We start from the raw sequence: 23,660 nt of genomic DNA, 5'->3' as shown, positions 1-23,660 counted from the left end.
AAAACCCCGCCGCGGCGGCGAAGCGGCGACTGCGGTTTAGCGGCCGGTGCCGCCGGTGCCCTCCGCGGAACGGTGGGCGGCCAGCCGCATGCCGATCCCGCAGAGCATGACCAGCGACAGCTCGGCCACGGCGATGCCCAGCATTGCGCCGGAGCCGGCGCCGGCGGTCGCGACCGGGCCCTCGCCGCCGTGCCGGTGTTCGTGGACGCCCAGGGCCATGAAGGTGTGCGCCAGGGCCATGAGGGCGGACATGGCCAGCAATTCGACCAAGGCCGCCGGGTGTCCCCAGGACCGGTGCGCGCACTTGAGGCACAGCAACACCATGGCGCCCAAAACGGCGCCCACCCACGGCCCGTGGGGAAACGCGACCATGACCCACACATGGACCAGGCCCAGACCCGCCGCCAGGATGGCAACGATCCGCGCGTAGACCACTGTCCCCGGCACCCGGGTCAGCACGGTCGCACCGATCCGCGGCACGGACCACGCGGCGGGGGTGCCGGCAAGATTCGTGGTCATGGCAGGCCGCCTAGGAGTGGCAGGACTTGCCGGTGGCCGGAGCCGGGACATCCAGGACCGGCGAGCGGTCGAAGAAGCCCTCGGGACGCAGCTTGAAGCCCACGGTGTCCACCGGCATGATGGGCCAGTCCTCCGGGCGCGGGAAGTGTGTGAGCCCGAAGGTGTGCCACAGGACGATCTCCTCGCCGTCGATGCTGCGGTCGGCCTTGACCCATTCGGGCAGCCCGGCACCACCGGCATGCTGGTTCACGAAGTCGCCGGTCGGGTAGCGCTGGTCCTCGGTGGCCGGGGTGACCCACAGGGCCTTGGCGGCAAAGGTGGCGCGGCGGTGGATCGAGGATCCCTCGTCGGCCAGGAGGGTGGGATTGCCCTGCGGGTGCAGCTTGTAGCCCACCGGGTGGCCCAGGCGGTTTTTCGATTCCGGGTTGGAGACCACCCAGGTGCGGCCCTTGGCGTTGTCCGCGTCGCGGATCGCTTCGGACTCGCGGGCCAGCACCGTGCGCTGGCGCGAGAACGCATTGCCCCGCAGGTTCTCCGGTCCGGTGGGCACACGAACCACGTCCTCTTCCTCGACGCGGCCGGGGCCGCCGTCGAGGGCGAAGTCCAGTCGTGCTCCGAAGAGGTGCTGGTGGTAGGGGGCGCCGAGCCCCGGGGCCAGCTCGGAGGCGTAGGGCGTTTCCCCGTCCGGAAGCGCACTGGTGAACACGATGCCGGTGGCCTTGGCCTCGAACTCGATGGTGCCGTCAAGGTAGAGGTACCAGTAGAAACCGTAGTCGTAGTTGCCGATGGTGGTGAAGAAGGAGATCACCAGGCGGCGGTTGCGGCGGGTGTAGTTGATGCCGCTCCACAGATCCGAGTGCTTGGCCAGGATCGAATAGTCTTCCTCGTGCATGCAGATGCCGTTGCGGATGGTGCGTGCCTCGCCGCGGGCGTTGGAGACCACCGGGGAAATATAGTGGATCTCGCCCAGGCAGTCGCAGCCCAGCTCGAGCGAGTTGGCGAACTGGCCCACCAGGTATTCGCCGGTGTCGAAGTAGTTCTGCCAGCTGCGCACCGGGGAGGGATCGCCATAGGGGACCACCATCTCGGCGATCGAGGCGCGGTTGAGGATGCGCCGCGGTGCACCCTTGTCCAAGAAGGAAATATTGTGCAGCACCAAACCCTCACGCACATCGAAACCCACATCCAGGCTCCATTTTTCCCACTCGACGTGGTTGCCTCCGGTGACGGCAAAGCTGGGGCCCTCGGGTTGCGTGATGGAGATCGGCTTCTGCGTGGTGCGCAGCGGGCCGGTCAATTCGGGGTCGGTGTAGTTGCCGTGTTCGGCTGGGATCGGGACGACGCCCAGGTCGATGACCTGGTCCACGCTGCGGTTTCCCACATCCACGTAGCCGACGAGTCCGTCGACCGGGTGGGCCCAGGCCGAGTCTTCCGGGTGGTCCTGCACGAAGGCCAGTCCGCGCAGGATGCGGCGGCCCGATTCCTCCGGGTACTCGAACACACCTGCAGAGAGCGGGGCGACGCGCACCTTGTCCACGTCGAGGTTCCGCTTGGCCAGGGCCTCGAGCCAGCGCGGGTCCTGTGCCAGCAATTGCTCGACGACCTCGAATTCCTCCTCCAGCACCGGCAGCTCGCCGCTGGTGGCTGTGTCCAGCTCGATGACGCTTTCCACCTCGCCGCGGGTCACGGAAACCACGATGTCCTTGGGGCGGTTGCCGCCGACATCGAGGAGGAAGACCCGGAAGCGGCGATCGGTCTCCGTTGCGTCCCGGCGAGGATCCTCGAGTCCCAGGTAGGCAACGCGGGCCGATTCCGGGAAGTGGCCGTTTTCGGCCAGGATGGTGCGCACCTGTGCGATTTCCGCTTCGGCGGCAAGGGCATAGGCTCCGAGGCGGGTGTCTTGGTCGATGGCGTTGCTGAGGTTCATGGCGTTGCCCTTTCGGGGGTGGGGACGAACGAGACGTGCATTACCGGTGCCGGTGACCTGCACCACGTTTTTATTCTCTGCTTGTAGAGAATAACCGCGTTTGTCGGGCATGGCAAGGGGGTGGTCCCGGGCGGTGCACCGTGCGGCAGGGGATGGGGGAATCCGTAGGATGGGTGGCATGCCAAAGATTGTTGATCATGACGCCCGCCGCCTCGAGCTTGTCGAGGTCACCTGGAGGGTCATTGCCCACCGCGGCTTTGACGGGGTGACCCTGCGCGACGTGGCGGCCGAGGCCGGCTTTGCCAACGGGGCGCTGAAGCCGTACTTTCCCACGCGGGCCAGCCTGGTCCGCGCAACCTTCACCCATGTCTTCGGCCGCACCAACGCCCGGGTCGAATCTTCCATTCGGGGCTTGAGCGGGCTGGGGGCCCTGCACGCATTTGCCCTGGAGGTCCTTCCACTGGATGAGGACCGGCTCGACGAGGCCCGGGTCGTGATCCCGTTTTGGCAGGCGGCCATCCACGACCCCGAATTTTCCGCACTCAATGACGAGGCCATGCTCCAATGGCGGAGCTGGATCAGGGAGTGGCTCGCCGAGGCGGCAAGCCAGGGTGCGCTGCGCCAGGAGGTCCGCACCGACGCCGCGGCTGAATCGCTGCTGACCTTCCTTCTGGGCGCCCAGGTGGCGGCCGTGCTGGATGCGGGGTTCAACGACCCGGCGCAACTGCGCGCCCAATTGGATCAATATCTGGAGCTGTTGAAGGCGGGCCGACCCGACACCTGGATTTAAAACCTACAGTCAGAGAAAAAACGTGACTTTAGGGGCTGTTGCGCGTACATTGACTGGAATGTGATGTCGTTCACTTCCCTTGGAGCCGTTCATGCCGAGGGACATCACCGCAATTGGGGAAAGGTCTCTCGCTCATGTACCAGATGCAACACGTTGATTCCTTCGAAGCATGGAAGTCGCTCGTGTCCAGTGCCTTCGTTCCGCTGCATTCGGAACCGGTGCGTGCGGGAGCCTTTGCCGGAAGCATCGCCGGCAGCCAATTCGGCTCCGTGGGCGTCATGCAGGTCGAGGCCACTGCCCACGCGGTGCGCCGCACAGAAAACCAGCTGGCCGCAGGCGACGCGCCGCACTTCAAGCTCAACCTGCAGCTCAGCGGGCATGGAATGCTGCTGCAGGACGGTCGGGAAACCCTGCTGCGACCCGGCGAACTGGCCATCTACGACACGCAGCGCCCCTACACGCTGATGTTCGAGGAGGACTTCAAGACCCTCGTCCTCATGTTTCCCCAGCACCAGTTGGGACTGCCGGTGGCCAAAATCCGGGAGATGACGGCCACTGCCATCGGAACAGAACATCCCCTGGGCCGGGCCGTCACGCCATTCCTGGGGCAACTGGCGGGCCTGCTTCCGCAGCTTCGGGATCCCGTGGGGCATCGGCTGGCCGCAAACGCCATTGACCTGTTGGGCACCTTGCTCGCGGCCGAACTCCACGACCACGACGACCCGGCAGCCGACGGCCAACACCGACAGCTCCTGGCCATACAGGCCTACATCAACGAGCATCTCGCCGATCCCGAATTGTGCCCGGGCTCCGTAGCCGAGTCGCATTTCGTGTCCTTGCGCAGCCTGCACAAGATTTTCGCCGAGTCGGGGCACACCGTCGCCGAATGGATTCGCACCCGAAGGCTCGAGCAATGCCGACGAGACCTGGAAGATCCCCTCCAACGCCACGTCCCCGTGGGAGCGGTTGGCTCCCGCTGGGGTTTTCCCGATGCAGCGCATTTCAGCAGGGTCTTTCGTGCGGCGTACGGGATCTCGCCCTCGGCGTTCAAGGCCCAATTCTAGTTTCGACACGACAGCCGGGCGGGGTCCGAGGGCAAGATTGCACTGTTTGCCAAGGAGCGCTCACGCAAAGCCAAGCCCCAACACCCGACTGGAAAGCAAACTGGTAGGAAAGACGCTACAAGGAGGAACTTCCCATGGCTTCATCCACCGATTCACACATCACCACGGCCCCGAGCCTCGGCAAACGCACTCTCGGGGTGCCCGCGCTGGTCTTCATGATCATCGCCGCTTCCGCGCCGCTGACGGTCGTCGCCGGGGGAGTCACCAGCAACTACGCGGTCACCGGCGTGCTGGGCATCCCGCTGTCCTTCGTCGTGCTGGGCGTCGTCCTGCTGGTCTTCGCCGTGGGGTACACGGCCATGAGCCAGCACGTGAGCAACGCCGGCGCGTTCTACGCCTATGTGGCCCGCGGCCTGGGCAAGCCCGCAGGGATCGGTGCCGCGTGGGTGGCGCTGATCAGCTACAACGCCATGCAGATCGGCATCTACGGGATGTTCGGGTTCGCGCTCGCCGATTTCCTCGCCACCACGTTCGGGTTTTCACTCCCGTGGTGGGTGTGCGCCCTGGCCGGCTGGGCCGTCGTGGCCATCCTGGGCGTGAACAAGGTCGATCTCTCCGCCAAGGTGCTGGGCATCGTGGTGGCCTGTGAATTCCTCGTCGTCATCGTCTACGACGTGCTGGCCTTCAAGGTCGCTCCCGAGGGCATCTCCACCGAGTCGCTGGAACCGGCAAGCCTGTTCACCGCCGGTGCGGGTGCCGCCCTGGCCTTCAGCATCGCGGCGTTCATGGGATTTGAATCCGGCGCCATCTACGGCGAGGAGGTCAAGGACCCCAAGAACACCCCGCGGCGGGCGACGCTGATCGCGATCGGCATCATCGCCGTCTTCTACGCGCTCTCCGCGTGGGCCATGGCCGTGGGCGAGGGACACAGCGCCGTCATCGAAAACTCCGCCGCGGGTCCAGGCCTGGTCTTCGGGTTCCTGGCCGCCCACACCCCAGGGTGGTTTGTCACCCTCGGAAACCTGCTGTTCATCACCAGCCTGCTCGCCGCACTGATCGCCTTCCACAACGTGGTGGCGCGCTACGTCTTCTCGCTGGGCCGCGAGGGCGTGCTTCCCGCGGCCGCGGCCAAGACCAACCCGCGCACCCATGCCCCGGTGGCAGGCTCGCTGGCCCAGTCGGCAGTGGCGCTGCTGGTGCTGGTGGTCTTCGCAATCGCCGGGGCGGGCGCCGACGTCATGTTCCCCGTGTTCACGCTGTTCACCTGGCTCACCAACACCGGCGCGTTCGGGCTGGTCATGCTCATGGCGCTGACGTCCTTCGCGGTCATCGGCTACTTCCGCAGCGAACCGCACGGGCTGGGACGGTGGACCACCGTGGTGGCACCGCTGCTCGCCGGGATCGCACTGGTTGTCCTCTTCGGGGCGATCGTGGCGAACTTCGACGTGCTGATCGGACTGGAAGGCGCCAGCATCCTGGGATGGCTGCTTCCGGCACTCGTGGTGGTCCCGGGCATCCTCGGCCTGCTCTGGGCCTTCAGGCTGCGCTCCACCCAACCGGCGATTTACGCGGGCGTCGGACACGGCGGGGACCTAGATGAAGCCGACGAGACCACGCCGCGCTGACCCGCCGCCCCCACCGACCCATTCAACAAACACGACTTCCGGCAAACCCAGAGACAAGAAAAGGAAACGAACCATGAGCACCGAAACCAACACCGTCGCCAGCTACGCCACCGCTGAGCAATTGCTGGAAGCCATCCAGCCGGCCACCGGCGGGCGCGAAATCCTCGACCCGGCCACCGGCGAACTGGTGGGCCGCGCACCGGAACACGAGGTCGCGGACCTCGAGGCCGCCATCGCCGCTGCCCGTGCGGCACAGCCGGAATGGGACGGACTGGGCCACGAGGCACGCCGCGCCCTGATGAACCGGGCCGCCGACGCCATCGAGGCAAATGCCGAGGCGCTGGCCCACCTGCTCTCGCGCGAGCAGGGCAAGCCGCTGAACGGCCCGAACGCCCGCTTCGAGGTCGGGGGCGCGGCAGCCTGGCTGCGCGCCGCAGCCGCCTTCGACCTCGAGGCCGAGGTGCTCGTTGACGACGGAACCACCTACGCGGAGATGCACTACCGCCCCTTCGGCGTCGTCGGTGCCATCGGCCCGTGGAACTGGCCGATGATGATCTCGGTCTGGCAGCTGGCCCCGGCCCTGCGCATGGGCAACACCGTGGTGATGAAGCCCAGCGAATACACCCCGCTGAGCGTGCTGGCCCTGGGCCACGTCATCAACCAGGTGCTCCCGGCCGGCGTGCTGCACGTGGTCGCCGGCGGCCGCGACGTCGGCCAGCTGCTGAGCACCCACCAGGACGTCGACAAGGTCATGTTCACCGGCTCCACCGCCACCGGCAAGGCCATCATCCGGTCCTCGGCCGACACCGTGAAGCGGCTGACCCTGGAACTGGGCGGCAACGATGCCGGCATCGTGCTGCCCGACGTGGACCCCAAGGCCATCGCCGAGAACCTGTTCTGGGGCGCGTTCATCAACACCGGCCAGACCTGTGCGGCGCTCAAGCGCCTCTACGTGCACAAGGACATCTACGATGAGGTCTGTGCGGCGTTGGTCGAGGTCGCGAGGAACATGCCGATGGGCGTGGGCCTGGACGAGGCCAACGTGCTGGGGCCGCTGCAGAACAAGGCCCAGTACGACATCGTCGCCGCACTGGTGGACAAGGCCACCGAATCCGGTGCGCGCGTGCTGCTCGGCGCCAACCCGCAGGCGGACCAGCCGGGCTACTTCTACCCCAGCACGCTGATCGCGGACATCGCCACCGACAACCCGCTGGTCGTCGAGGAGCAGTTCGGCCCGGTCCTGCCGATCGTCAAGGTCGACTCGATCGAGCAGGCCCTGGAACTCGCCAATGGGCTCGATGTCGGCCTGGGTGCCTCCGTGTGGTCCGGCGACCGCGAGGCGGCCCGTGCCGTTGCAGCGCGCATGCAGGCCGGTACCGTGTGGATCAACAGCCACGGCGGCGTGGATCCGCGGATTCCCTTCGGCGGGGCCAAGTCCTCCGGCTACGGCGTGGAATTCGGGGTGGACGGGCTCAAGGCCCTGGGCCAGCCGCAGGTGATCAACGGCTAGTTCCGACCAGCACAAGGGGTCGGGGCAGGGAAGCGCGTCAGCAGGCGGGAGCTCCCCACCCCGGCCCCTTGTGTGCGCGTCGCCACGACCGCTGCGGCGTTGGTCGGTGGCTAGCCGCCTTTGGCGCGTTGCGCCTTGGCCTGCTCGGCGATCACCTTCTCGGCGATGCCCTTGAGTTCCGGAGTGTAGGCGCTGAGGTGGCCGCCTTCCTGGGACACCCACCACTTCCCGCACAGGTGCGTGGTCTTTCCCTCCTGGCCGGTGGGCCACCAGTCCGCCGCCAGCAGGGGCGTCTGGTACTGGGATTCCACACGTTCGGCGAGTTCCTGGGCGGCTGCCGGATCCTCGGCGTCCAGCCCCGCCGACAGCTCGGCCTCACTGGGCTTGCCGGTCTCCGCGATCGAGGCACAGCTTTCCGGCAGCGCGCCGCCGAACTCCATGCGCAGGATGCGCTCGTTGCCCGTGGTGCGCACAACCTCCTTGAGGTTCGTCGCTTCGTCGGGAACCCAGGACGGAACGACCTTCTTTTCCTTTCCCTCGGCCCCGGTGGCGAAGTCATGGCTGGAGCTCTTGTCGTACGTGGACTCGATTCCCAGGGCGCTGCACCCGGTGAGCGCCAGGGCCGCCAGGACCGTGGCGGAGGCCAGGAAGACGGCCTTGGGGCTTAGGCATGCGGAGGGAGAAGAAGGCGTTGTCTGTGTCATGGCTTCGAGCCTACGAAGCCGCAGGGCTTGCGCGCATCGGAGGCCGGGCGCAGGTTTCGGGCATCCGACCAGGACCTGGGGTGGAGAGCCCCGGCCCCCGACGGGACCAAGGTACCGATTCGCTCAGCCCCGGCGCAGCTCCAGGGCGTGTTCGACGGCATGCTTCGGGTCCAGCCCGAATGCCGCATCGCGCAGGACCGGTGCACCCACGGCGTCGAAGGACACCTCGATCCCCGTGGCCGCAACGCCGTTGGCGTCCACCAGGTCGACCAGGGCCGCCGAGCCGTTCCAGCCGGTCATCACCACGTCGGACACGACATAGCGGGTTTCGACGTTGGCCACGAGATTCTTTTCGGATTGCTTCCACCCGGCGCCGAACATGCCGGTGAGCACCAGGGCAGCGATGAGCCCGAGGGCGGCGACACCCGATTCGATGCCCATGTCCCTGCGCCGCGCGTAGGTCTGTTGCTGGGGAGGGTCCTTGCGGAACTTGCGCCAGCGCACCAGTGCGTGGATGCCCATGGGAATGGCAAACACGAGGATGATCCCGGCCACGGCGAGGTGGAGCTGCGGGCTGGCGAAATCCACTGGCTGGTACATGTCCCCAGACTAACAAGGCATTTGAGCGTGCCGCATCGACCTTTGGGCGTATTGCCGTTCCGGTCGGCCGGATACTGTTCTAGGCTCGTTGCAGGGGCGGGATTCCGGCGCGGGGCCACCCTTAGCTCGCCGGTGAACCGACCCGGATGGAGCAGCATGATGCACAGGGGCCAAGGCGGAACGGCCCGGGCACTGGGCTTGCTGGTGCTCGGCGTCCTGTTGGCCGGATGCATGCAGTTGACCGACCAGGTCCCCGGTCCCCGGGACGGTGCCGGGCCGACGCTGCAGCCCAGCCAGCGGGCGGAACCGGCACCACTGCCGGAAATCCGCAGGCTGCTGCCGGGGAAGGGGGAAGCGGTCGTAACCCGGATGTCCGGCTACCGAGGGTCGGCCAAGGGCAGCTTCTGGCTGGGCCCGGGGGAAACGACGGTGCACTGGACCTGCGACGGGTTCGGCCCCATCGACATCACCTTCAGCGACGGCAGAAGCTATGGGGCCCGCTGCGAGGACTTCGAACCAAACGAGGTCAGGCTCGATTCCTTCCGGAACGAGTCCCCCCGCAAGCTGTTCATCGCCATCGATGCCAGGGAACGGCAGCTCTGGCAGGTGCTCGTGACCCAGCAGGCGGGGCGGCCCGGCCCCGCCGCTTGACGAGGGTTGGCCGTGCCGCGCGGAATTCCTTCCGCGGGACACGGCCAACGTTGGCACTGCGGATGCGTCTATGCCTCGACGAATCCGTCGGCGACCGTGAGCGCCTCGTCCAGGATCGCAAGACCCGCGCGCAGGTCCTCGTCGCTGATGTTCAGCGGCGGAACCACATGGACGCGGTTGAAGTTCACGAACGGCAGCACGCTGCCGGACTTCAACGCCGCGGTCACCGCGGCCATGGCCGGGGAGGAACCGCCGTAGGGAGCCATGGGTTCGCGGGTTTCGCGGTTGGTGACCAGCTCGACGGCCCAGAAGCAGCCGGTGCCGCGCACGTCGCCCACCGACGGGTGCCTGGCCTTGAGTTCTTCCAGCACCGGGCCGATGATGTCGGAGCCCAGGCGTGCGGCGTTTTCCACCATCCCCTCGTCCTTCATGGCGTTGATGGTTGCCACGACGGCGGCGGAGGCCAGCGGGTGGCCCGAGTAGGTCAGGCCGCCCGGGTAGGCGCGGTCGCGGAAGGTCTCGAAGATGGCATCCGAGATCGCCACCCCGCCCAGGGGAACGTAGCCGGAATTCACGCCCTTGGCGAAGGTGAGCAGGTCCGGGGTCACATTCCAGTGGTTCACGGCGAACCACTTTCCGGCGCGGCCGAAGCCGGCCATGACCTCGTCGGCGATGAAGACGATGCCGTGCCTGCGGGTCAGCTCGCGCACGCCTTCCATGTAGCCGGCCGGCGGCACGTAGATGCCGCAGCTGCCCGGGATCGATTCGAGGATCAGCGCGGCAATGTTGCCCGGGCCCTCGAGCACGATGGTGTCTTCAAGGTGGCGCAGTGCGCGCTGGGTCTCTTCGGCCTCGGTGGTCGAGTTGAAGTAGGAGCGGTACGGGTAGGCCGGGAAGAAGTGCACGACGCCGTCGGTGGCGTTGTCCGAGGCCACGCGGCGCGGGTCGCCGGTGACGTTCACCGCCAAGTGCGTGCCGCCGTGGTAGCTGCGGTAGGCCGAGAGGACCTTGTGCCTGCCGGTGTGCACGCGGGCCATGCGGATGGCGTGCTCGTTGGCGTCGGCGCCGCCGTTGGTGAAGAAGATCTTGTTCAGGTCCCCGGGGGTCAGCTCCGCGATCAGCCGGGCCGCCTCGGAACGGGCGTCGTTGACGTACTGCGGGGCGATGGTGCAGATGTCTGCCGCCTGCGCCTGGATGGCCGCGACGACCTTGGGGTGCTGGTGGCCGATGTTGGTGTTGACCAGCTGCGAGGAAAGGTCAAGAAGCTTGTTGCCCTCCCCGTCCCAGATCCAGGAGCCCTCGGTCTTGATGATGGTCATCGGATCGAAGGGGCCCTGGGCCTGCCAGGAATGGAAGACATGCTCGCGGTCCAGGTCGTGGGCCACCTTGCCGGCGGCAATCTGCTCCGCGGTGATCTCGGTGTTCACGGAAGTGCTCATGGGAGTAGTCCCTTTCTGGATTCTGTGCTTGTCGCTTAGGCGTTCTGCGGGAAGCCGAGGTTCAGGCCGCCGTGGCTCGGGTCGAGCCAGCGGGAGGTGACGACCTTGCCGCGGGTGAAGAAGTTGATGCCCTCGGCGCCGTAGGCGTGGGTGTCGCCGAAGAGCGAGTTCTTCCAGCCGCCGAAGGAGTAGTAGGCCATCGGCACCGGAATGGGGACGTTGATGCCGACCATGCCGACCTGGATCTCGTTCTCGAAGCGGCGGGCGGCGCCTCCGTCGTTGGTGAAGATCGCGGTGCCGTTGCCGAACTCGTTGGCGTTGATGGTCTCGATGCCCTCGTCGAAGGAGTCTACGCGCACCACCGAGAGCACGGGGCCGAAGATCTCGTCGGTGTAGATGGACATGTCGGTGGTGACGTTGTCGAAGAGCGTCGGGTTCAGGAAGAAGCCCGCCCCGTCGGCATCCGGGGTGACCTTGCGCCCGTCCAGCACCATGGTGGCTCCCGCCGCCTCGCCGGCGTCGATGTAGCCGGCGACCTTGTCGCGGTGCGCGGCGGTGACCAGCGGGCCCATGTCGCAGCCGCGGGTGCCGTCGCCCACGCGCAGGGTGGCGGTGCGCTCGGCGATCTTGGCGACCAGCGTATCGGCGATCGAGTCGATGGCGACGATCGCGGAAATGGCCATGCAGCGCTCGCCGGCGGCGCCGAAACCGGCGTTGACGGCGGCGTCGGCCGCCAGGTCCAGGTCCGCATCCGGGAGCACCAGCATGTGGTTCTTGGCCCCGCCCAGGGCCTGGACGCGCTTGCCGTGCGCGGTGCCGGTGGCGTAGACGTACTGGGCGATCGGGGTGGAACCCACGAAGGAGACCGAGGAGACACGCGGGTCGGTCAGCAGGACATCGACCGACTCCTTGTCGCCGTTGACCACGTTGAACACGCCATCCGGAAGTCCTGCTTCCTTCCAGAGCTCGGCCATCCAGATGGCGGCGGTCGGGTCCTTCTCGCTGGGCTTGAGCACCACGGTGTTGCCCGCGGCGATGGCGATGGGGAAGAACCACATCGGGACCATGGCCGGGAAGTTGAAGGGGGAGATGATCGCCGAGACGCCCAGTGGCTGGCGGATCGAGTGGACATCGATCTTGGTGGAGGCGTTCTCCGTGTAGCCGCCCTTGACCAGGTGCGGGATGCCGCAGGCGTACTCGACGACTTCCTGGCCGCGGGCGATTTCTCCCATGGCATCGTCCAGCACCTTGCCGTGCTCGGCGGTGATGATCGCCGCGAGCTCTCCCTTGCGCTTGTTGAGCAGCTCGCGGTAGTTGAACAGGATGTTGGCGCGGCGGGTCAGCGAGGTGTCGCGCCAGGCCGGGAAGGCGGCGTGCGCCGCTGCGATGACCTCGGCGGTGGTGTCGGCACTGGCCAGCGCCACGCGGGAGGAGACCTCGCCGGTGGCGGGGTTCATGACGTCGGCGTAGCGGGAGTCGGCGGGTGCTTCGAGGGTGGTGCCGTTGGACCAGTGTGCGAGGGTTTCCACGGAGGTGGTGTCCTTTCAAGACGGAGATGTTGTTGCCTCCATTGTGTCGTCCGGGACACACCCACAACACTGGCAACATGTAACCTCTTGGTGTAAAAGCATTACACTCTGTTCATGAGTCCCCTGAACACCCACCCGCATCCGGCCGTGGCCGGGACGCTGAGCATCGCCCGGATCCTTGAATTGCCCGCCGTCGCCGCGGGGGAGCCGGAGGTCCTGGGAGGATCCTCATTGCTTCAGAGCCCGGTGCGCTGGGTGCACGTGGCCGAGACCCCGCAGCTGGCGAACCTGCTGTCCGGAGGGGAACTGGTGTTGACCACCGGCATGACCTTCGGGGATACCGGCAGCGGGGTCGCCGAGTTCCTGGACCAGGTGCGCCGGGCCGGGGCCGCGGGGATCATCGTCGAATTGGTCGCCTCGCCGGCCGCCCAGCGCTCCCCGGCCATCGAGGCCCTGCGCCGGGTGGCCGCGCAAAGTGAATTCCCGGTGGTGCTGCTGCACCGGAGGGTCAGGTTCGTCGAGATCACCGAGGTGGTGCACCGGATGCTGGTCTCCGACCAGCTCGCCGCCCTGGAGCGCTCGCGGATGATCCACGAGGTCTTCACGGCGCTGAGCCTGCAAAACGCCACCGAGGAAGGGATCGTGGCGCGCGCCGCGGAACTCATCGGCGCCCCCGTCGTCCTCGAGGACGTGGCGCACCTGGTCCTGGGCTTCGACCCCGGGCCGCGGCCGGATGCCGGGTTGCTGGCGCACTGGCCCGAGCGCTCGCGCCGGGTCGGCTACCTGGAATCCACCGGACGCGGCATGGGGGAGGAAAACTGGCTGCAAACCCCGGTGGGGATCCAGGGCCAACGCTGGGGCCGGCTGGTGGTTCCCGGGGAACCGGGCAACGACTCGGACGCGGCCATGGTTCTCGAACGCGCCGGGCAGACCCTGTCGATTGCCCGTCTGGCCGGGCGGGACCAGAAGGAATTGCTGCACCAGGCCCGGGCCGGGCTGCTGCACGAACTGCGCCAGCCCCACGCCCTGGGTGCCGAGGAGGTGCTGATCCGGGCGCAGGCGCTCGGGCTGGTGGAATCCCCGCATTACGTCCCGGTGGTGTTCCGGCTCGACAAGCACCGCGGGCAGACGCCCACCGGCGTGCAGTTGCGCGAGCGGGCCCTGCTGGATGCGATCAACGCCGTGGTGGATTCCACCAGGTCCACCGCGCTGGCCGCGTCCCTGCAAAGCGGCCAGGTCGGCATGGTGCTGGGCGTTGGGGCCAAGCAGCTTGAGGAACCGCTGCTGGAGCGGATCTGCCGGCAACTGGCCCAGGGCCAGCCCGCCATCGACTGGTCGGTGGGCGTGGGCCGGGGACGGCGCGGCGTGAAGGAGGCCGCGCACGGGCTGGAGGAAGCGATCCAGGTCGCCGAGACCGTGGCGACCTTCGACACCCGCGCGCGGCCCTTCTATCGCTTTGCCGATGTGCGCCTGCGTGGATTGCTGGCCTTGATGCGCGAGGATGCACGGCTGAAATCCTTCGCCGAGGCCGAGCTGGCCGGGATCCTGGACCCGCCCGACGAGCCCGCGCTCGAGCTGCTCGGCCTGTACCTGAAGCACGGCGGAAACAAGTCGGCGCTGGCCCGCACCGGGTTCCTGAGCCGCCCGGCGCTCTATGCGCGGCTGGAGAAGCTTGAGGACAAGCTCGGGGTCAGCCTGGAGGATGCCGAGTCGCGCACCTCCCTGCACGTGGCACTGCTCTGGCTCGGCTTGGGCGCGAAGTAGCCGGCCCGCCACGGGGCCACCGGTTGGCGGGCTCCATTCCCGCGGAACGGGCAAGGCCGCCCGGGCCGCGACTTGCGCGGTGGTCCGGACGGCCTTCCTTGCATCACCTTCAGCGGGGATGCACGTGGCCGGCGTCGTCTGACGACGCCGGCCGGGTAGGTCTTAGTTGCTCGGCAGGGCGTGCTCTTCGAGCTTGCTGCCCTCGGCGGCCTCGATGTTTTCGTCCGCCGGGTCCTGTGCCTGCGTGCCCAGGTGTCCGCGGGTGAGCTTGTTCATGATCAGGGCGATGGCGCCGTCGCCGGTCACGTTGGTCGCCGTGCCGAAGCTGTCCAGCGCGATGTACGCGGCGAACATGAGGCCCACCTCGACCTCGCCGAAGCCGAGCATCTGTGCCAGCAGGCCGGCTGCGGCGGCGATCGCGCCACCGGGAACGCCGGGGGCCGCGATCATCATGACGCCGAGCATCAGGATGAAGGGCAGGTACGCCCCGAAGGTGACGTCCCCGCCGGTGAGCAGCAGCACCGCGATGGAGAAGCAGGTGATCTTGACCATCGAGCCGGAGAGGTGGATGGTGGCGCACAGCGGAACCACAAAGCCGGCAACCGAGTTGGAGACGCCGTTCTTCTTGGTCGATTCGAGGGTCACCGGGATCGTCGCGGCCGAGGAGGAGGTGCCCAGGGCCGTGAAGTAGGCATCGCGCATGTTCCACAGCGCCTTCAGGGGATTTTGGCCAGTCATGGCACCTGCCACCGAGTACTGGATGAGCAACACGACGAGGCACAGCGTGAATGACACCACGGCAACGAGCAGGAACTTGGTGACGATGGTGACCGCCGAGCCGCTGGCCGAAAGATCCATGAAGATGCCGAAGATGAACAGCGGCAGTGCCGGAACGATGATCCGACGGATCACGGACTCTACGATGGTGCGGAACTCGACGGCTCCGCGGAAGAGCACCTTGGAGTGGAAGGCGGTCAATCCGACTCCGATCACGAAGGCGAGGACCAGTGCGCTCATCACGTCGATTACCGGCGGCAGCACGATCTCGGTGGCCGAGTCGCTGGCGCTGCCAACAATTGTGATGTACGGGGTGAATCCGGAACCCGACTCGTCGCCCAGCTCCTCCAGCCCGCCACCGGCCAGCGACGGGGTGAACAGCCAACGGCTCACGAAGTACGCGAGCAGCCCCGCGATGATGGTGGAACCGTACGCGATTGCGGCGGTGGCACCGAGCCACTTGCCGGCGCCCTTGCCGAGCTCGGCGATGGCCGGCATGACCAGGCCCAGGATGATCAGCGGCACGATGAAGCCGAGGAACCCGGAGAAGATCGAGTTGTAGGTCAGGAACGCCCCGCCGAGCCACTCGGGCATGATCGGGCCGGTCAGGATGCCCAGGACGATGGCTACGATGATCCAGCCGAGCAGGGGGATCGATTTCAGGAAATTCATGGGGTCCTCAAGGTGACGGAAACGAGTGCCGCGGGTATGCGAAACATGGAGGTGGCGCTGGTCACGCCTCAGCAATCGTAGGCTGTGCGGGCCATTACTCGAAATCCACGGGCCGTGCCCCTCCCGCCCGCGGCGGAGGCGGGCCCCGCGGCGTCCGGGGCGGATCGACGGCGGCACGGGGAACCCGAGAAAGCAAGCCCCGGGGGAAACCGTGCCGTGCCGCCGGGGCGCGGCCTCCGCGTCTAGGCCCCGTAGGGTCGCCGCCGATCGGGCAACGTCTCGGTCGACCAGGGAGCGATCCACTCCCCGGTCCCCTCGGAAGGATCGAGGATTCCGGATTCCAGCCAGGTGAAGTCGCCGGCAAGGACCTTCTTGGAGAGCTTCCGGTCGGTCTTGTCGCTGTTGGCCCACAGGTCGCGGAACAGGGTTTCGCAGCGGTGCTCGGATTGTTCGCAGAAGGCCAGGGCCAGCAGCTCGGCCGAGGCCGCGTTTGCCGGGTCCTGGGTGCGCATGAGCTCGACCCGGGAGATGCAGGCGGCCATGGCGAAGAGCTCGGCGCCCAGGTCCACGACCCGGCCCAGGAATGCCTGGTGGCTTTCCATGCCGGCCTGCCAGGTGGCCATGCCGGCGAACGTGTGCCGTGCCAGGCGCCGCGAGGCCCGCTCGATGAAGCGCAGGTACTTGGCCAGCCTGCCGTGGTCCGAATAGGAATGGGGCAGCAGCCCGGAACCGACCGCCAGGGTCGGCAGCCACTTGGCATAGAATCCGGAAGCGCCCATGGCTGCCTTGGCTTTCGCCTGCAGGTCCGCGTCCTTGTTGGCCAAGTCCCCGGCGGCCTTCAGGTGGGCATCGACAGCCTCGCGGGCGATGAGCAGGTGCATGATCTCGGTGGACCCCTCGAAGATCCGGTTGATCCGCAGATCCCGCAGCAGTTGCTCCACGGGTACCGCGCGCTCCCCGCGTGCTTGCTGCGAGGCTGCGGTTTCGTAGCCCCGTCCGCCGCGGATCTGCAGCAGCTCGTCGGCGATCTTGTAGGAGACCTCCGAGGAGAAGAGCTTGGCCAGGGCGGCCTCGATGCGCACGTCCTTCATCCCGGCATCGGCCAGGGCGGCGGAAAGCTCAAAGACCGCCTCGAGGGCGAAGGTGTTGGCGGCGATGTAAGCGATCTTCTTGCCGACCGCCTCGTGTTCCCCGACCGGCTTGCCCCACTGGATGCGCGCGTTGGACCATTCGCGGGCGATCTTCAGGGACCACTTCCCGGCCCCCGCGCACATGGCCGGGATGGACAGGCGTCCGGTGTTCAGGGTGCTCAGGGCGATCTTGAGACCCGCGCCTTCCTTGCCCAGGCGGTTTTCGACGGGGACCACCACGTCGCGGAAGCGGGTCACGCCGTTTTCGATGCCGCGCAGCCCCATGAAGGCATTGCGGTTTTCCACGATGATGCCGGGGGAGTCGGCCTCCACGACGAAGGCGCTGATTCCGCCCCTGGACTTGCTGCCGTCGGGCAGCTCGTGGGGCGGGACCGCTGCCATGACCACGAGCAGCTCGGCGACCACCCCGTTGGTGGTCCAGAGCTTGGCCCCGTTGAGGGTGTAGCTGGTGCCGTCCGCCGAAAGGGTTGCCGTGGTGCCCAGGCGTGCGGGGTCGGAGCCGACATCGTTTTCGGTCAGCAGGAATGCCGAGATGGACCCGGCTGCGCAGCGGGGCAGGAAGGCCCGTTTTTGCTCCTCGGTGCCGAACATCTTCACAGGCTCGGGAACGCCGATGGATTGGTGGGCAGAGAGCAGCGCACCGAGGCTGGGGTTGAGCGTGCCCACCAGCATCAGGGCCCGGCCGTAGTCGGCCAAATCAAGGCCGAGCCCGCCGTATTCCACCGGGATCTTCATGCCGAATGCGCCGACCTCGCGCAGTGCCCGGATGATCTCGTCGGGGATCCGGGACTCGCGTTCGATGGCACCGGTGTCGAGGTCCTTGATGGCCTCGCGCAGCCGTGCCATGAAGGCCGTGCCGCGCGCTGCGGCCTCCGGGTCGGGTTGCGGATGCGGGTGGATCAGGCCCCAGTCGAAGTCGCCCATGTACAGGCCCTTGGCGAAGCTGGGCCTCTCCCACTGCTGCTCGCGGGCGGCTTCGGCCACCTGGCGTGCAACCTTCTCATCGACGCGTTCACCGGAATGCTGTTCATCAATGCTCATGGTGCTTCCTTTGTCGAAAACAAAGGGCCCGACACGGGGACTTACAGGCCCTGGCGTATTGATGCCAGCCTAGCCGCGGCGCCCGGTTGCCGATAGGGGCCTTGGCGAGGTGCGACGCGGGCCGCCAAGGGGCACCGGAGCTCGAGCGGGTCGCGGAGCAACGGAAAGGATCGGCGCACGGGCCCGCTGCGCGGCTACACCTCGTGCGGGTCGAGCCGCACGCAGCAGTGGTGCTCGTTCGTGGGTGGGTCGAAGCATGCGCGGTACGGCGCGTTGGCGCCGTCGACCGCGGCCGTGAGCAACTCGAAGTTCATGGTGCATACGGTGGTGCGGTGGCTGGCCGAGAGCTGGTGGAACGGGCAGTCCAGCAGGCCGATGGAGCCGTCCTCACGTTCTTCGGGTCGGTAGCCGTGGTCTGCCAAAGCCTGCGTCAGCGAGCCGGCATGTGCACCAATTGACCGACCGGCTTCGCGTGCCACCTCGGCCAACACAGGTGCAACGGGCCGGTTCTCGGTGCCGGCCCGATCGATGGCACTGGCCATGATATTCGCGGCCAACGCGTATTCCCGGTGCGGAATGCTTGCGGATACGTCGATCCGGGTGGCCGCATAAAGCTTTGCCGGGCGCCCCGACCCCGGCCCGCCCTTTCCGTTGAGTCGCCGAAACTCCACGGAAAGGAGTCCTTGGTCTGCGAGCTTGTCCAGCTGGAACGCGACGGTGTTGCGTGGAAGTTCGAGGGCCGAGGCGCATTCGTCGCGTCCCACGGCAGTCTCACTGGTGCGCACGAATTCATAGACTGCCTTGCGTACCGGATCGGCCAAGGCAGCCACGGCATTGAGCCCTTGATCCCTTGCTTGAAACCTCATGGCTCCAGTCTAAATCTAAAGTTAGCAACTGTTGACTTAGAGGGGGTGGTGTTTCTAAAGTTAAATATCACCACTTTAGAAGGAAGGGTCGAGATCATGGCCACCCACACCGTGAACACCGCGGCCGAGAGAAGCGTCCAGCTTCATCACCAGGCGTTCTTCGTTTTGCGCACGATCTTCACCGTCGCACCCATCGTCTTCGGGCTCGACAAGTTCACCAACCTGCTGACCGACTGGACGCACTACCTGGCTCCCTTGGCCACCGACATCATCCCGGTCAGCCCGCAGGTTTTCATGTATGCGGTCGGCGTCGTCGAAATCATCGCCGGCATCCTTGTGGCACTTCGCCCCAAGATCGGTTCCTTGGTCGTTTGCCTCTGGCTGCTGGGAATCATCGTGAACCTCATCATCCTGCCGGGGTTCTTCGACGTGGCCCTTCGCGACTTCGGCCTGCTGGTGGCCGCATTTGCCCTGAACCGTCTGGCGTTGGCGCGAGACGTTTAGGTTGGTTGGCCCCCGGCGGCACGACACCGACATTGTGGCGGCCCGGTGGACGAAGAAGACTCGTTCACCGGACCGCTGCTTCTTTTTTGCACGGGATCGAAGGGGCGGTTTGCTGAACGAAGGTGCCCGGTAGCCTTTGGCTGTGCTGTTGCCCGATGCCGGAGCGAGATGCGACGATGGGCCAGAACCCGACCGCAGGACTCCTCCGGGACCCCAGGCAACGCCAACCAGGCCCACGCCGCCAACGAAAAGGGCAAGAACCTTCATGAAGCGAACCGCAGCCACCGCCACCGTGCAAATCGACAACGATCGTGTCCGGGTGACCGAGTGGCGATTCCCGCCCGGCACCGAAACCGGGTGGCACATCCACCCGACCGACTACGTCGTCGTGCCCATGGACACCGGTGAACTGCTGCTTGAGGCCAGTGACCGCACAGCCCGGAACAAACTCACTGCCGGGGTGTCCTACACCCGTGCAGCCGGAAGCGAGCACAACGTCGTCAACGATGCGGATACCGAATTCGTGTTCGTGGAAATCGAGCTCAAATAGTGTCTTCCTGTATGCCTGCTGTGTAGCGGGCGACGGTCATTGTTTCCACGAAGCCGGACTGCCACCATGGAAGAATGCCCCGCACACCCATTGGATGCATGAACAGCGCAATGAACCGAAAGTCGCGGTCGGAGGCACCGCGACACTTTCCGTAGTCCCGTCCCGTGCAAGAAGACCAACCACAACAACGCCGGTGCAACGCGGGTCCGCGATGCGAACCTTTGGGGCACGCGGTTCTTGCAACGAACGGAATGCCTTCCAATGACGATTCCAGCGGCACGCGCTGAACGCACCGAAGAGCAAAAACAACACCGCAACATCCTGCTGGTCTTTGCCGGCCTGGTCATGACGATGCTGTTGGCCTCCTTGGACCAAACGATCTTCTCCACCGCACTGCCAACGATCGTCGGTGAACTCAACGGCGTCAACGAAATGCTGTGGGTCATCACCATATACATCTTGGCGTCCACCATCACGCTGCCGATTTACGGGAAGATGGGCGATCTGGTGGGCCGCAAGGGCATCTTCATGGGCGCCATAAGCCTGTTCATCGCCGGGTCGATCGTGGGAGGCTTTGCCCCGGACATGGCGTGGTTGATTGCCGGGCGCGGCATCCAGGGGCTGGGCGGCGGCGGGCTGATGGTGCTCTCCCAGGCGATCATCGCCGACGTGGTTCCGGCCCGCGAGCGCGGCAAGTATATGGGCATCATGGGCGGGGTCTTCGCGCTGTCCTCCGTGGCGGGCCCGTTGCTGGGCGGCTGGTTCACCGAGGAAGTGACGTGGCGGTGGTGCCTGTGGATGAATATCCCGCTGGGCATCATGGCCTTGGTTGCGGCGCTGTTCTTCCTCCACCTTCCCGAGACTGCCGCCGGGGAGCGGCCGCGGGTGGATGTCGGCGGCATGCTGCTGCTGGCGGTGGCCTCCACGGCGTTGGTGCTGACCACCACCTGGGGTGGGACCACCTACGCGTGGGATTCGGCCATGGTGCTCTTCCTCATGGGACTCACGCTGGCCGCCGCGGTGCTGTTCGTGCTGGTGGAACGGCGGGCCCAGGCCCCCATCATGTCCATGAAGTTGTTCAGGGAGCCCAACTTCATCCGGACCACCCTGGCCGGCCTGGTCATCGGGGTGGCCATGTTCGGGGCGCTGGCCTACCTTCCGACGTTCCTGCAGATGGTCACCGGGGCCAATGCCACCCAGGCTGGTTTGCTGATGATCCCTATGATGGGCGGGCTGCTGGTGACCTCCATTGGTTCCGGCGCCTTCGTGAGCAAGACCGGGCGTTACAAGTGGTTTCCCGTGGTGGGCACGCTCGTGGTCGCCGGGGCGCTGGCCCTGCTCTCGACCATGGATGCAGACCTCCAGGTGTGGATCATCTGTTGCTACCTCGCGCTGATGGGCGTCGGGCTCGGGCTGGGAATGCAGATCCTGGTGTTGATCGTGCAAAACACCTTTCCCAACTCGCAGGTGGGCATGGCCACGGCGGCCAACAACTACTTCCGGCAGATCGGTGCCTCGATCGGCACGGCCGTGGTCGGCAGCGTCTTCGTCACGAATCTGGGTGACCTGCTCACCGAGCGGATGCCGGCCGCAGGTGCCGGCCCGCAGGGCGATTCCAACTCGTTCACCCCGGACCTGGTGCGCTCCCTGCCCGAGGGGATCCGCCACATCATTGTCGGGGCCTACAGCGATGCGCTGACTCCGGTGTTCCTCTACATGGTCCCGTTGGTGATTGCCGCCGCGATCGTGCTGGTGTTCCTGAGGGAAAAGCCCCTGGCCACCTCCATCGAGCGCGACGGGCAGAAGAATCCGGCCACGGTTGCGGGCTCCGGGCCCGGGCCGGCGCCTCGCCATCGTGCGGTGCCCCCGGACGAGGGATAGGCGCACCGCGCGCGAAAAGAAGCGGCGGTGCATCCGCAAAAACGCCCGGGAGGCCGGGGCGGTGAATATCTTTACCGTCCCGGCCTCCCCGTTCCGTTCCCGCTGCTTTCCTAGAAGTGGTTTTCCGCCTCGGAGAGCACCGAACGCAGGATCGACTCTATTTGGTCGAACTCCGGCGGACCCACCGTCAGCGGGGGAGCCAGCTGGATGACCGGGTCGCCGCGGTCATCGGCGCGGCAGTACAGCCCGGCGTCGTAGAGTGCGGTGGACAGGAATCCGCGCAGCAGGCGCTCGGACTCCTCGTCGTTGAACGTCTCCTTGGTCTTCTTGTCCTTGACCAGCTCGATGCCGTAGAAATAGCCCGCACCGCGCACGTCCCCGACGATCGGCAGGTCCTTGAGCTTCTCCAAGGTCGACTTGAAGATCGGGGCGTTGTCCTTGACCCGCTGGTTCAGGCCCTCGCGCTCGAAGATGTCCAGGTTCGCCATGGCCACCGCGGTGGACACGGGGTGTCCGCCGAAGGTGTAGCCGTGGTAGAAAGTGGTGTCCCCGTGCTTGAACGGCTCGAAGAGCCTTTCGGAGGCGATCATGGCGCCCAGCGGCGAGTAGCCGCTGGTGATGCCCTTGGCGCAGGTGATGATGTCCGGGACGTAGCCGAAGTCGTCACAGGCGAACATCGAGCCGATGCGGCCGAAGGCGCAGATGACCTCGTCCGAGACCAGCAGCACGTCGTACTCGTCGCAGATCTCCCGCACCCGCTGGAAGTAGCCCGGGGGCGGCGGGAAGCAGCCGCCGGAATTCTGCACCGGCTCCAGGAAGACCGCCGCGACCGAGTCGGCGCCCTCGAACTCGATGGCCTCGCGGATGCGCTCGGCGGCCCAGAAGCCGAAGTCCTTCTCGTTGTCCGCGAACTGCTCCGGGGCGCGGTAGAAGTTGGTGTTCGGGACCCGGAACGTGCCGGGGACCAGGGGCTCGAACGGCGTCTTCATGTCCGGAAGGGAGGTGATGGCCAGGGCGCCCTGCGGGGTGCCGTGGTACGCCAGTGCCCGGGAAATGACCTTGTACTTGCCGGGCTTGCCCTGCAGCTTGAAGTACTGCTTGGCGAGCTTGAACGCCGACTCGACTGCTTCTCCGCCGCCGGTGGTGAAGAAGACGCGGTTCAGGTCTCCCGGTGCGTAGTTGGCCAGGCGCTCGGCGAGGTCGATGGCAGGTTCGTGCGCATAGGACCACAGCGGCATGAAGGCAAGCTTTTCGGCCTGCTTGGCGGCGGCCTCGGCCAGTTCGGCCCTGCCGTGTCCGGCGTTGACGACAAAGAGGCCTGCAAGCCCGTCGATGTAGCTCTTGCCCTGGTCGTCCCAGAGCGTATGGCCCTTGCCTCGGGTGATGATCGGAACGCGGCCGCCCTCCTGCAGGACGGAGTGGCGTGCCATGTGCATCCACAAGTGGTCCCTGGCAGCGACCTGGCGGTCGGTGCCCAAGGGCGTGGTGCTCGTTGCGGTGTTTGCAGTGGTGCTGGAAATGCTCATCGGGTACCCCAGTTGTATTCCTGTTTGCGTAGCGAGAGATACATGAACGTTTCGGTTTCACGTACCCCTTCCACGGATCGAATTTCTGTGATGATACGAAGCAGGTCCTCATCATTGGCGCAAATGACTTCCGCAATGATGTCCGAAGGTCCGGCCACCACAACGCAGTAGTCGACTTCGGGCAGGGCCGCGATCCTGTCGGCGGTGGCAATGATGTCGCCGGTGGATCGGATGCCCAGGAGGGCCTGGCGCTTGAAGCCAAGCTGCAGCGGGTCGGTGACCGCCACTACCTGCATGACTTTGCTGTCGACGAGTTTTTGGACCCGCTGCCGCACGGCTGCCTCGCTGAGGCCCACGGCCTTGCCGATGGCAGCGTATGAACGCCGCCCGTCTTGCTGCAATTGCTCAATGATTGCCTTGGACGTTTCATCCATGACGAAGCCATTGGATGTGCCGTTGGGTGCGGATTGGGTCACTTCCTATCGACCTCCTGATCGAACGAATTGGGTGGCCACGCTCGCGGATGCGGCTTGGGCCCCACCACTTGGGAATGAGCATAGCCCGAAGGAA

20 protein-coding genes are annotated in these 23,660 nt (G+C 66.4%); 9 read left to right on the top strand and 11 right to left on the bottom strand.

From position 1 onward, the window contains the following. Positions 1 to 36 precede the first annotated feature (36 nt). Positions 37 to 519: a hypothetical protein gene (locus tag FPY90_RS09455; protein ID WP_498685199.1), complete on the bottom strand. Its 483-nt coding sequence runs from the start codon at positions 517 to 519 to the stop codon at positions 37 to 39. A 10-nt stretch (positions 520 to 529) separates the two neighbouring features. Next, positions 530 to 2,446: a primary-amine oxidase gene (locus tag FPY90_RS09450; protein WP_498685198.1), complete on the bottom strand. Its 1,917-nt coding sequence runs from the start codon at positions 2,444 to 2,446 to the stop codon at positions 530 to 532. 178 nt (positions 2,447 to 2,624) lie between these two features. Between FPY90_RS09450 and FPY90_RS09445 the strand changes: the two genes are divergently transcribed. From FPY90_RS09445 to FPY90_RS09430, 4 genes are all read left to right on the top strand, one after another. Then, positions 2,625 to 3,236, top strand: a complete 612-nt coding sequence (locus FPY90_RS09445; protein ID WP_071212648.1) for a TetR/AcrR family transcriptional regulator — start codon at positions 2,625 to 2,627, stop codon at positions 3,234 to 3,236. 134 nt (positions 3,237 to 3,370) lie between these two features. Next, a complete protein-coding gene (locus FPY90_RS09440) occupies positions 3,371 to 4,300 on the top strand; it encodes an AraC-like ligand-binding domain-containing protein (RefSeq protein ID WP_498685197.1) in 930 nt (309 codons plus the stop codon). Positions 4,301 to 4,434: 134 nt separating this feature from the next. Next, a complete protein-coding gene (locus tag FPY90_RS09435; RefSeq protein WP_498685196.1) occupies positions 4,435 to 5,925 on the top strand; it encodes an APC family permease in 1,491 nt (496 codons plus the stop codon). Between the two features lie 73 nt (positions 5,926 to 5,998). Further along, positions 5,999 to 7,435, top strand: a complete 1,437-nt coding sequence (locus tag FPY90_RS09430) for an aldehyde dehydrogenase family protein (RefSeq protein WP_498685195.1) — start codon at positions 5,999 to 6,001, stop codon at positions 7,433 to 7,435. A 110-nt stretch (positions 7,436 to 7,545) separates the two neighbouring features. Here FPY90_RS09430 and FPY90_RS09425 read toward each other — a convergent pair whose 3' ends face one another. Continuing rightward, positions 7,546 to 8,139: a hypothetical protein gene (locus FPY90_RS09425; RefSeq protein WP_498685194.1), complete on the bottom strand. Its 594-nt coding sequence runs from the start codon at positions 8,137 to 8,139 to the stop codon at positions 7,546 to 7,548. Between the two features lie 123 nt (positions 8,140 to 8,262). Then, the gene (locus FPY90_RS09420) at positions 8,263 to 8,739 is read right to left on the bottom strand and encodes a hypothetical protein (protein ID WP_498685192.1); all 477 of its coding nucleotides are present in this window, start codon (positions 8,737 to 8,739) and stop codon (positions 8,263 to 8,265) included. Between the two features lie 159 nt (positions 8,740 to 8,898). Here FPY90_RS09420 and FPY90_RS09415 point away from each other — a divergent pair, with 159 nt between their 5' ends. Then, a complete protein-coding gene (locus tag FPY90_RS09415; protein ID WP_498685190.1) occupies positions 8,899 to 9,390 on the top strand; it encodes a hypothetical protein in 492 nt (163 codons plus the stop codon). Positions 9,391 to 9,458: 68 nt separating this feature from the next. Here the strand turns inward: FPY90_RS09415 and FPY90_RS09410 are convergent, their stop codons facing one another. Together FPY90_RS09410 and FPY90_RS09405 are read right to left on the bottom strand one after the other, a co-directional pair. Next, positions 9,459 to 10,829 carry an aspartate aminotransferase family protein gene (locus tag FPY90_RS09410; protein WP_498685188.1) on the bottom strand — a complete coding sequence of 457 codons (1,371 nt, stop codon included), beginning with the start codon at positions 10,827 to 10,829 and terminating at the stop codon, positions 9,459 to 9,461. Between the two features lie 35 nt (positions 10,830 to 10,864). After that, a complete protein-coding gene (locus FPY90_RS09405) occupies positions 10,865 to 12,358 on the bottom strand; it encodes a CoA-acylating methylmalonate-semialdehyde dehydrogenase (protein WP_071212659.1) in 1,494 nt (497 codons plus the stop codon). A 114-nt stretch (positions 12,359 to 12,472) separates the two neighbouring features. Here FPY90_RS09405 and FPY90_RS09400 point away from each other — a divergent pair, with 114 nt between their 5' ends. Next, a complete protein-coding gene (locus FPY90_RS09400) occupies positions 12,473 to 14,122 on the top strand; it encodes a PucR family transcriptional regulator (RefSeq protein ID WP_498685185.1) in 1,650 nt (549 codons plus the stop codon). 162 nt (positions 14,123 to 14,284) lie between these two features. Here FPY90_RS09400 and FPY90_RS09395 read toward each other — a convergent pair whose 3' ends face one another. The 3 genes from FPY90_RS09395 to FPY90_RS09385 form a co-directional block, all read right to left on the bottom strand. Continuing rightward, positions 14,285 to 15,571: a dicarboxylate/amino acid:cation symporter gene (locus FPY90_RS09395; RefSeq protein WP_071212661.1), complete on the bottom strand. Its 1,287-nt coding sequence runs from the start codon at positions 15,569 to 15,571 to the stop codon at positions 14,285 to 14,287. Between the two features lie 242 nt (positions 15,572 to 15,813). After that, positions 15,814 to 17,763 carry an acyl-CoA dehydrogenase family protein gene (locus FPY90_RS09390; RefSeq protein WP_498685184.1) on the bottom strand — a complete coding sequence of 650 codons (1,950 nt, stop codon included), beginning with the start codon at positions 17,761 to 17,763 and terminating at the stop codon, positions 15,814 to 15,816. A gap of 194 nt (positions 17,764 to 17,957) precedes the next feature. Further along, complete coding sequence (locus FPY90_RS09385; RefSeq protein WP_071212663.1) at positions 17,958 to 18,629, bottom strand: helix-turn-helix transcriptional regulator; 672 nt, start codon at positions 18,627 to 18,629, stop codon at positions 17,958 to 17,960. A 96-nt stretch (positions 18,630 to 18,725) separates the two neighbouring features. Between FPY90_RS09385 and FPY90_RS09380 the strand changes: the two genes are divergently transcribed. From FPY90_RS09380 to FPY90_RS09370, 3 genes are all read left to right on the top strand, one after another. Continuing rightward, positions 18,726 to 19,133 carry a DoxX family membrane protein gene (locus FPY90_RS09380; protein WP_071212664.1) on the top strand — a complete coding sequence of 136 codons (408 nt, stop codon included), beginning with the start codon at positions 18,726 to 18,728 and terminating at the stop codon, positions 19,131 to 19,133. Between the two features lie 265 nt (positions 19,134 to 19,398). Continuing rightward, positions 19,399 to 19,683, top strand: a complete 285-nt coding sequence (locus tag FPY90_RS09375; RefSeq protein ID WP_071212665.1) for a cupin domain-containing protein — start codon at positions 19,399 to 19,401, stop codon at positions 19,681 to 19,683. Between the two features lie 261 nt (positions 19,684 to 19,944). Then, positions 19,945 to 21,564, top strand: a complete 1,620-nt coding sequence (locus tag FPY90_RS09370) for an MDR family MFS transporter (RefSeq protein ID WP_498685178.1) — start codon at positions 19,945 to 19,947, stop codon at positions 21,562 to 21,564. A gap of 110 nt (positions 21,565 to 21,674) precedes the next feature. On the opposite strand, the gene FPY90_RS09365 is transcribed toward FPY90_RS09370, so the two are convergent. Together FPY90_RS09365 and FPY90_RS09360 are read right to left on the bottom strand one after the other, a co-directional pair. Next, a complete protein-coding gene (locus FPY90_RS09365; RefSeq protein ID WP_139194648.1) occupies positions 21,675 to 23,090 on the bottom strand; it encodes an aspartate aminotransferase family protein in 1,416 nt (471 codons plus the stop codon). Continuing rightward, the gene (locus FPY90_RS09360; protein ID WP_071213195.1) at positions 23,087 to 23,524 is read right to left on the bottom strand and encodes an Lrp/AsnC family transcriptional regulator; all 438 of its coding nucleotides are present in this window, start codon (positions 23,522 to 23,524) and stop codon (positions 23,087 to 23,089) included. Before FPY90_RS09360 ends, FPY90_RS09365 begins: the two co-directional genes overlap by 4 nt. Positions 23,525 to 23,660 lie beyond the last annotated feature (136 nt).

It is taken from the genome of Arthrobacter sp. C2, from assembly GCA_024207135.1.
GTDB lineage: Bacteria > Actinomycetota > Actinomycetes > Actinomycetales > Micrococcaceae > Paeniglutamicibacter.
The sequence above is the reverse complement of the archived record's forward strand: the minus strand, read 5'-3'. Positions and strand labels throughout refer to the sequence as shown.

Bases quoted from the DNA above. Each gene is read 5' to 3' on its own strand.
- FPY90_RS09455 (WP_498685199.1), bottom strand. From the start codon at position 519: ATGACCACGAATCTTGCCGGCACCCCCGCCGCGTGGTCCGTGCCGCGG.
- FPY90_RS09450 (WP_498685198.1), bottom strand. From the start codon at position 2,446: ATGAACCTCAGCAACGCCATCGACCAAGACACCCGCCTCGGAGCCTAT.
- FPY90_RS09445 (WP_071212648.1), top strand. From the start codon at position 2,625: ATGCCAAAGATTGTTGATCATGACGCCCGCCGCCTCGAGCTTGTCGAG.
- FPY90_RS09440 (WP_498685197.1), top strand. From the start codon at position 3,371: ATGTACCAGATGCAACACGTTGATTCCTTCGAAGCATGGAAGTCGCTC.
- FPY90_RS09435 (WP_498685196.1), top strand. From the start codon at position 4,435: ATGGCTTCATCCACCGATTCACACATCACCACGGCCCCGAGCCTCGGC.
- FPY90_RS09430 (WP_498685195.1), top strand. From the start codon at position 5,999: ATGAGCACCGAAACCAACACCGTCGCCAGCTACGCCACCGCTGAGCAA.
- FPY90_RS09425 (WP_498685194.1), bottom strand. From the start codon at position 8,139: ATGACACAGACAACGCCTTCTTCTCCCTCCGCATGCCTAAGCCCCAAG.
- FPY90_RS09420 (WP_498685192.1), bottom strand. From the start codon at position 8,739: ATGTACCAGCCAGTGGATTTCGCCAGCCCGCAGCTCCACCTCGCCGTG.
- FPY90_RS09415 (WP_498685190.1), top strand. From the start codon at position 8,899: ATGCACAGGGGCCAAGGCGGAACGGCCCGGGCACTGGGCTTGCTGGTG.
- FPY90_RS09410 (WP_498685188.1), bottom strand. From the start codon at position 10,829: ATGAGCACTTCCGTGAACACCGAGATCACCGCGGAGCAGATTGCCGCC.
- FPY90_RS09400 (WP_498685185.1), top strand. From the start codon at position 12,473: ATGAGTCCCCTGAACACCCACCCGCATCCGGCCGTGGCCGGGACGCTG.
- FPY90_RS09395 (WP_071212661.1), bottom strand. From the start codon at position 15,571: ATGAATTTCCTGAAATCGATCCCCCTGCTCGGCTGGATCATCGTAGCC.
- FPY90_RS09390 (WP_498685184.1), bottom strand. From the start codon at position 17,763: ATGAGCATTGATGAACAGCATTCCGGTGAACGCGTCGATGAGAAGGTT.
- FPY90_RS09385 (WP_071212663.1), bottom strand. From the start codon at position 18,629: ATGAGGTTTCAAGCAAGGGATCAAGGGCTCAATGCCGTGGCTGCCTTG.
- FPY90_RS09380 (WP_071212664.1), top strand. From the start codon at position 18,726: ATGGCCACCCACACCGTGAACACCGCGGCCGAGAGAAGCGTCCAGCTT.
- FPY90_RS09375 (WP_071212665.1), top strand. From the start codon at position 19,399: ATGAAGCGAACCGCAGCCACCGCCACCGTGCAAATCGACAACGATCGT.
- FPY90_RS09370 (WP_498685178.1), top strand. From the start codon at position 19,945: ATGACGATTCCAGCGGCACGCGCTGAACGCACCGAAGAGCAAAAACAA.
- FPY90_RS09365 (WP_139194648.1), bottom strand. From the start codon at position 23,090: ATGAGCATTTCCAGCACCACTGCAAACACCGCAACGAGCACCACGCCC.
- FPY90_RS09360 (WP_071213195.1), bottom strand. From the start codon at position 23,524: ATGGATGAAACGTCCAAGGCAATCATTGAGCAATTGCAGCAAGACGGG.